This is a genomic window from Pseudomonas sp. GM21, from assembly GCF_000282215.1.
Classification (GTDB): Bacteria; Pseudomonadota; Gammaproteobacteria; order Pseudomonadales; family Pseudomonadaceae; genus Aquipseudomonas.
In genome coordinates, this window is the sequence record NZ_AKJS01000145.1 from 1 (window position 1) to 6,984 (window position 6,984).

The 6,984-nt window shown below is 60.0% G+C and carries 5 protein-coding genes and 1 pseudogene; all 6 read left to right on the forward strand.

Features of this window, described 5'->3' with window-relative positions; all coding sequences use genetic code 11:
- Positions 1-63: 63 nt before the first annotated feature.
- Complete coding sequence (locus tag PMI22_RS05535) at positions 64-1,965, forward strand: sensor histidine kinase (RefSeq protein ID WP_007948161.1); 1,902 nt, start codon at positions 64-66, stop codon at positions 1,963-1,965.
- Entirely contained in the window at positions 1,962-3,290 is a 1,329-nt protein-coding gene (locus tag PMI22_RS05530; protein ID WP_007948162.1) for a sigma-54-dependent transcriptional regulator, read from the forward strand. Before PMI22_RS05535 ends, PMI22_RS05530 begins: the two co-directional genes overlap by 4 nt.
- Positions 3,291-3,298: 8 nt before the next feature.
- A complete protein-coding gene (locus PMI22_RS05525; RefSeq protein ID WP_177323446.1) occupies positions 3,299-3,628 on the forward strand; it encodes a GlpM family protein in 330 nt (109 codons plus the stop codon).
- 241 nt (positions 3,629-3,869) lie between these two features.
- Positions 3,870-5,942: a type VI secretion system Vgr family protein gene (locus PMI22_RS05520; RefSeq protein ID WP_007948165.1), complete on the forward strand. Its 2,073-nt coding sequence runs from the start codon at positions 3,870-3,872 to the stop codon at positions 5,940-5,942.
- Positions 5,939-6,793, forward strand: coding sequence for a DUF4123 domain-containing protein (locus PMI22_RS05515; protein WP_007948166.1), 855 nt, complete (start codon positions 5,939-5,941; stop codon positions 6,791-6,793). Before PMI22_RS05520 ends, PMI22_RS05515 begins: the two co-directional genes overlap by 4 nt.
- A pseudogene (locus tag PMI22_RS32150) lies at positions 6,790-6,984 on the forward strand (hypothetical protein); the annotation flags it as partial. The gene PMI22_RS05515 and the pseudogene PMI22_RS32150, both read left to right, overlap by 4 nt.

Consider the following 6,984-nt stretch of genomic DNA (forward strand, 5'->3'; position numbering starts at 1 on the left):
CGCTCCCACAAGGGACAGTGGTAAATGTCTAGCAAGTGTTGTGGTTGACCCAAGGCATCTGTGATGAAATGCGACCCCACTCTCTATCGCGCAGCAACGCCATCACTAGCCGTGAAACCCCGTCTGATTCGCCAGTTGTTCCTGCCGCCGCTGATCATCGCCCTGATGATCGGACTGGGTTACGTCGGCTTCTGCGTCAGTGAACACTACGGCATCCGCAGCCTCAGCGAGAACGGCCAGCGTCAGCTGGAACTCCACGCCCGCGCTGTCGAGAGCGAGATCAGCAAATACACCTACCTGCCCAGCCTGCTGGAACTCGAATCCAGCGTGTCGACATTGCTGGCCGACCCGTCGCCGGAACACCGGCAAACGGTCAATGATTACCTTGAAGGCCTGAACCGGCGCAGCCGCAGTCGGGCTATCTACGTGATGGACACCACCGGTCGTGTCCTGGCCACCAGTAACTGGCGCGATGTCGACAGCTACCTCGGTGAAGACCTGTCCTTCCGCGCCTATTTCCAGAACGCCATTCGCGGCCAGCCCGGACGTTTCTACGGCATCGGCAGCACCAACGGCGAACCCGGTTACTACCTGGCCCACGGCCTGGAAGAACACGGCAAAATCATCGGCGTCGCAGTGGTCAAAATCCGCCTCGAAGCCCTGGAAGAACGTTGGCAGCGGGCGCGTCTCGAAGCCTTCGTCAGCGACGAAAACGGCATCATCATTCTGTCCAGTGATCCGGCGCTGCGCCTCAAGTCGGTCGTGCCGTTGAGCGACGAAACCAAAGAAAAACTCGCCCGTAGCCTCCAGTACTACTGGTTTCCGCTGAATGAACTGCAACCGCTGGCCCGTGAAACCCTGGCCGAGGGCGTGGAGAAGCTGACCTTCCCCGCCAACAGCGAAGTGGAGGCAGACGATGAGGACATCAGCTACCTGGCCCAGACCCGGCCCTTGAGCGATACCCCGTGGAATTTCACCCTGCTCACGCCGCTTCAGGATTTGCGCCGCGAAGCGATCAACCAAGGGATTCTGGTGGCGGTGGCGTTCGCGCTCGTGGCGTTCCTGCTGATCGCCTGGAACGAGCGGCGCAAGGTCGTCGCTACCCGCCTCGCTGCCCGGGAAGCCTTGCAGGAAGCCAACAATCAATTGGAACGTCGGATAACCGAACGCACCACCGACCTGCGCGCCAGCAACGAACGGCTCAAAGGCCAGATCCGCGAGCGCCGGCACGCGGAAGAGACGCTGCGCCGCGCTCAGGATGAGCTGGTACAGGCCGGAAAACTGGCCGCCATCGGCCAGATGTCCACCAGCATCGCCCACGAATTGAACCAACCGCTGGCCGCGCTGCGCACCTTGTCCGGTAACACCGTGCGCTTCCTTGAACGTGGCCAGCTGGACGTGGCCAGCACCAACCTCAATACCATCAACGAACTGATCGACCGAATGGGCCGGATCACCGCCAGCCTGCGCTCCTTCGCGCGTCGCGGTGATGACAAAGGCCAGGCCAGCCTCGGCAAAGCCGTAGACGCCGCCTTGCAATTGCTCGGCAGTCGGGTGGAAAGCGCGCACCTGCAATTGCATCGCGATTTCACAGATGTGCAAGTACAGATCGACCAGACCCGCCTTGAACAGATTCTGGTCAACCTGATTGGCAACGCCCTTGACGCCATGCAGGCCCAACCGCTGCCGGAGCTGTGGCTGGAAGGTGACGTGTTCGACGGCAAATACCGCCTGCGCGTGCGCGACAACGGCCATGGTATCGACGTCGAAGCGCGCAAGCATCTGTTCGAACCGTTCTTCACCACCAAACCCGGCGCACAAGGCCTGGGCCTCGGCCTGACCCTGTCCGCCAGTCTGGCCGCCGCCACCGGCGGGCACCTGGGTGTCGAACACCCGGCCAGCGGTGGTACCACCTTCGTCCTCAGTTTACCGTTGGTAAGCCCCACTCCCGCCGAGCCAATATGAACAACGACCTTAGTGTGCTGATCGTCGAAGACGATCCTCATGTGCTGCTCGGCTGCCAACAGGCGCTGACCCTGGAAGACATTCCCTGCGTCGGCGTGGGCAGCGCCGAAGAAGCACTGGAACGTGTCGGCGACAACTTTGCCGGCATCGTCATCAGCGACATTCGCCTGCCGGGCATCGATGGCCTGGAACTGCTGACCCGGCTCAAGGCTCGCGATCGCAGCCTGCCGGTGGTGCTGATTACCGGTCACGGCGACATCTCCATGGCGGTCGGCGCGATGCAAAAAGGCGCCTATGACTTCATGGAGAAACCCTTCTCCCCCGAACGCTTGGTGGACGTGGCACGCCGAGCGCTGGAACAACGCAGCCTCGCCCGCGAAGTCTCGTCATTGCGCCGGCAACTGGCCGAGCGTGACTCCCTCGAAGGCCGCATCATCGGCCGCTCGCCGGCCATGCAAAACCTGCGGGAACTGATCGCCAACGTCGCCGACACCTCGGCCAACGTGTTGATCGAAGGCGAGACCGGCACCGGTAAAGAACTGGTCGCGCGTTGCCTGCATGATTTCAGTCGGCGCCACACCAAACAATTTGTCGCGCTGAACTGCGGCGGTCTGCCGGAAAACCTGTTCGAAAGCGAAATTTTCGGCCACGAAGCCAACGCTTTCACCGGCGCCGGCAAACGTCGGATCGGCAAGATCGAACACGCCGACGGCGGCACGCTGTTCCTGGATGAAGTGGAAAGCATGCCGCTGCCGTTGCAGATCAAACTGCTGCGAGTGTTGCAGGAGCGCACCCTCGAACGCCTCGGCTCGAATCAGAGCGTGGCGGTGGATTGCCGGGTGATCGCGGCCACCAAGTCCGACCTGGCCGAAACCAGCAAGGCCGGCGAATTCCGCAGCGACCTGTATTACCGCTTGAACGTGGTGACCCTGGAACTGCCGCCGCTGCGCGAACGTCGCGAAGACATCCTGCAACTGTTCGAGCACTTCTTGCAGCAGTCGTCCCTGCGCTTTGATCGCACCGTGCCGGAGCTGGATAACCAGACTTTGTCGAACCTGATGAGCCACGACTGGCCGGGCAATGTGCGCGAATTGCGCAACGTCGCCGAACGCTTCGCCCTCGGCCTGCCGGCCTTCAAGAAGTCCGGTACCAGTGGCAGCAATCAGGGGCTGGCGTTCGCCGAAGCGGTGGAAGCCTTCGAACGCAATTTGCTCAGCGACGCCTTGCAGCGCAGCGGCGGCAACCTGACCCAGGCCAGCCTGGAACTGGGTATGGCAAAGACCACGCTGTTCGACAAAGTTAAAAAGTACGGGTTGAGCCACTGATGGATCTGATTCTGAAAGCGGCGTTGGGCGCGGCGGTGGTGCTGATTCTGGCGGCACTGGCCAAGACCAGAAATTACTACATCGCCGGCCTGGTGCCGCTGTTTCCGACCTTTGCGTTGATTGCGCATTTCATCGTCGGCAAAGGGCGTTCAGTGGAGGACTTGAAGACCACCATCGTGTTTGGCATGTGGTCGATCATTCCCTACTTCGTTTACCTGGCGACCTTGTATGTGATGGTCGACCGCATGCGGCTGGAGGCGTCACTGGCTGTGGCGGCGGTGGGCTGGTTGATCGCGGCGACCATCCTCGTCAGCGTTTGGGTTCGACTCCAGGCCTGACTACCCACAAGGGATCTGCCACCGGCTCAGTACCGTGATCCAACTGTTCTGCGCCGCTGCCACATCCAAGGTGAGTAACTGCATTTTGGGAAGCGTCTGACATCATTCCGTTTGCTCCCTTGATAGCGTGGCATTAAACCCGGCTTCAGGACGTTTAGTTGTGACTGGCCATGGAAGGTCTTTTACACACTGAGCATCAACGTCCCCAAGCCTGTACCACGCACAGGACAAGGAGTCATGGATGTTCGACGCTAACCCCCACGCTCGTTTCAGCCTTTCGATCAGCGATTTCGAGCACGACCTGCAGGTGCTCTCGTTCACCGGAAAGGAATTCATCAGCCAGCCTTACGCCTTTGATATCGAACTGGTCAGTGAAAGACGGGATTTCACCGCGAAAATCCTGCAACACAAACGCGCCTTTCTGGCATTCAACAACAACGGCGCCGGCATTCATGGGCAGGTGTACGGTTTTGCCCGAGTCAGCCCGGGTAAACGCCTGACCCGTTATCGCATGACCTTGGTGCCACAATTGGCCTATCTGTCGCAGCGCACCAACCAGCGGATTTTCCAACAACTGTCAGTCCCGCAGATCATCAAGCGGCTACTCGCGGAACACGGGATCCTCGAAGATGCCTGCCTGTTCCAGTTTGGCTCGACCTATCCGCCACGTGACTTCTGCGTGCAGTACGGTGAATCGGACCTGCACTTCATACAGCGTCTGTGCGAGGAAGAAGGGCTGCATTACCACTTTCGGCATCGCCGCGATCAGCATGTGCTGGTGTTTGGTGACGACCAGACCGTGTTTCCCCGGCTCGACGGTGCAACGTCTTACAGGCAGGACAGCGGCCTGGTCGCGCAAGAACCGGTGATCAATCACTTTGACGTATGGGAGCAGACCCGCCCCAATAAAAGCGCTCGCCGCGCCTACGACTTCGAGAAAGCCCGTATTCAGCTCGAGTCCAGCCATCGGCCGCCCCTCGATAATGCCCAACCGGATCTGGAAATTTACGATTACCCTGGCGGCTTTACCAAAGGTGAACAGGGCAAACGCCTGACTCGTCGTGCGCTGGAAGGCCATCGTGCCGATTGCAACGTAGCGCAGGGAAAAAGCGATCAGGCGTCGCTGGTCTCCGGGCATTTTTTGCAACTGTCCGAACACCCCTTCGAAGAATGGAACCAGCTGTGGTTGCTGACCGAGGTTCAACACGAAGGCCGAATGCCCCAGGTCCTCGAAGAGAGCGCGGCAAGCACCATCGTCGAAGGCGAAGAAGGCTTTCAAGGCTATCGCAACCAATTCGTCGCCACCCCCTGGGAAGTGTTCTACCGCCCACCCCGAACCCACGACAAACCAAGAATGTTCGGCAGTCAAACTGCCTTGGTTACCGGCCCCGAAGGTGAGGAGATCCACTGCGATAAATATGGTCGGGTGAAGGTGCAGTTTTTCTGGGATCGCGAAGGCCGTAACGACGACAAAAGCAGTTTCTGGGTGCGGGTGGCCACCGGTTGGGCCGGCAACGCGTATGGCAGTGGCACTGTCCCGCGAGTGGGCATGGAGGTGCTGATCAGTTTTCTCGAAGGCGACCCGGATCAACCGGTGATCAGCGGATGTTTTGTCAACAGCGCGAACCCGGCGCCCTACGAGTTACCCAAGCACAAAACCCGCAGCGTGTTTCGCTCTCGCAGTTCGCCCGACAGCACCGGGTGCAACGAACTGCACCTGGAAGACCGTACCGGCCAGGAGTTGATTTACCTGCGCGCCCAGCGGGATATGCAGCAGAAGGTTGAGAACGATAGCCGTCTGGAGGTGGGCAATGAACGCCGGGAAACCGTCAATGGCGACAGCTTCACCGTACTCAAAGCCGAAGAGCATCGAACCATCACCGGGGACCGGCAAACACAGCTCATGGCCAGCGACTACCTGCAGGTCGCCGGTAACAGCCACACCCGAGTCGATGAAACGCTGGTGACCAGAGCGGGCCGTAAATTTGTTATCGAGGCGGGTGATTTTCTGGTTCTGAAAGCGGGCGCGGGTATCAGTATCAGCACCGGCAGCGAACACTTTGTGATGGGCCCCGGAGGAATTTTCAGCAGCAGCGAAATCCAGATTGGCGGTACTCCCGTGCCGGGCTCTGACGCATCGTTACCGATGCCGGGATCAATTGATGCCTTGTCCGCGCCACCCGAACTGCCCCCAATAATCGCGCCGTCCCAGAGGGAGCTAATGGTGGTCAGCAACGCGCTGGGGGCAGATTTTTGTCCAATCTGCGAAGCCTGCCGGGATGGCCTCTGCCTGACGCAAGGAGCTGCCGCATGATGGATGCACTCCCCCACCAGTGGATGACCGAACTGCGGCGCTTTGGCCATGAAATATGTCTGGTGCTGGACTCAGCGAATGAGCGCGAAACGCGCCGGTTATTGCTGAACTCCAGCCAGTTTGAACAGTATTTGGGCGTCTACAGCGGCACCCACATCACTGCCCTGGCTGACGCCGGCCCGTTCATTTTCACCCTGGACCAGCCCGGCGACCGCCGTATTGACGAACTGCTCGAGCACCCGCAGCGAAACTGGGGCTGGCTGGCCAGCCTGCCAAAAAGTGACCTGCGCAAACTGGTGAGTCACTGGCACGAGCGGCTGATCATCGGCACGCGTCCCCATCAGGCGCTGTATCGCTTTCACGACAATCGAGTATTGGCTCGCGCGCTTGAACATTTGCCCGTCGAGGCCTACCCGGCCTATCTCGGGCCGGCGATCAGTGTGTGCTACTGGAACGGTACAGCCTGGAAAACCGTCTTCAACCCTGCCCCCGGCACCTATCCAGTGCCCGATGAACCTCTTTGGTTACACACACCGATCCCACCTCCGCAGGCCAAGGAAATTCGCCGGCTCAATGCCCATCGTTACTTTTTGGCAGAGCATCTGAAAGCCTACGTCAGACTCGCCGAGCTGCATGACCCTGACACCTGGTTACGCGACCGCTTGGCCTTGGCGGATGCATGGGGCTGGCTGGAGCCAGAGCAATTGGAATTTCTGCTGACCCAGAGCCTGCAGGCGCCCGCCTTCACACTGGCGCCGCACTGGCAGGTGCGTCCTGATGAGAGCGCGACGGAACACTTTGAACGTGTGCGTCAGGCAGCGGCATTTTGGCAAGGTGAAACCTCGTTATGAAGCGTGCATTACGAAACGCAGGCCTGGGCGGTTGCCTCGCTTTAACTGCAGGCTGTGCCACCAGCCAGCCAAACACATTCACCTTCACCGCCGATTTACCTCCCGACTTCGCGTACCAGGCGATTGCCGTGTATGTGCCCGCAAAAGGCGAAACCTGCACAGTGCCGGGCGGGAGAAATACGGAAGTCGGG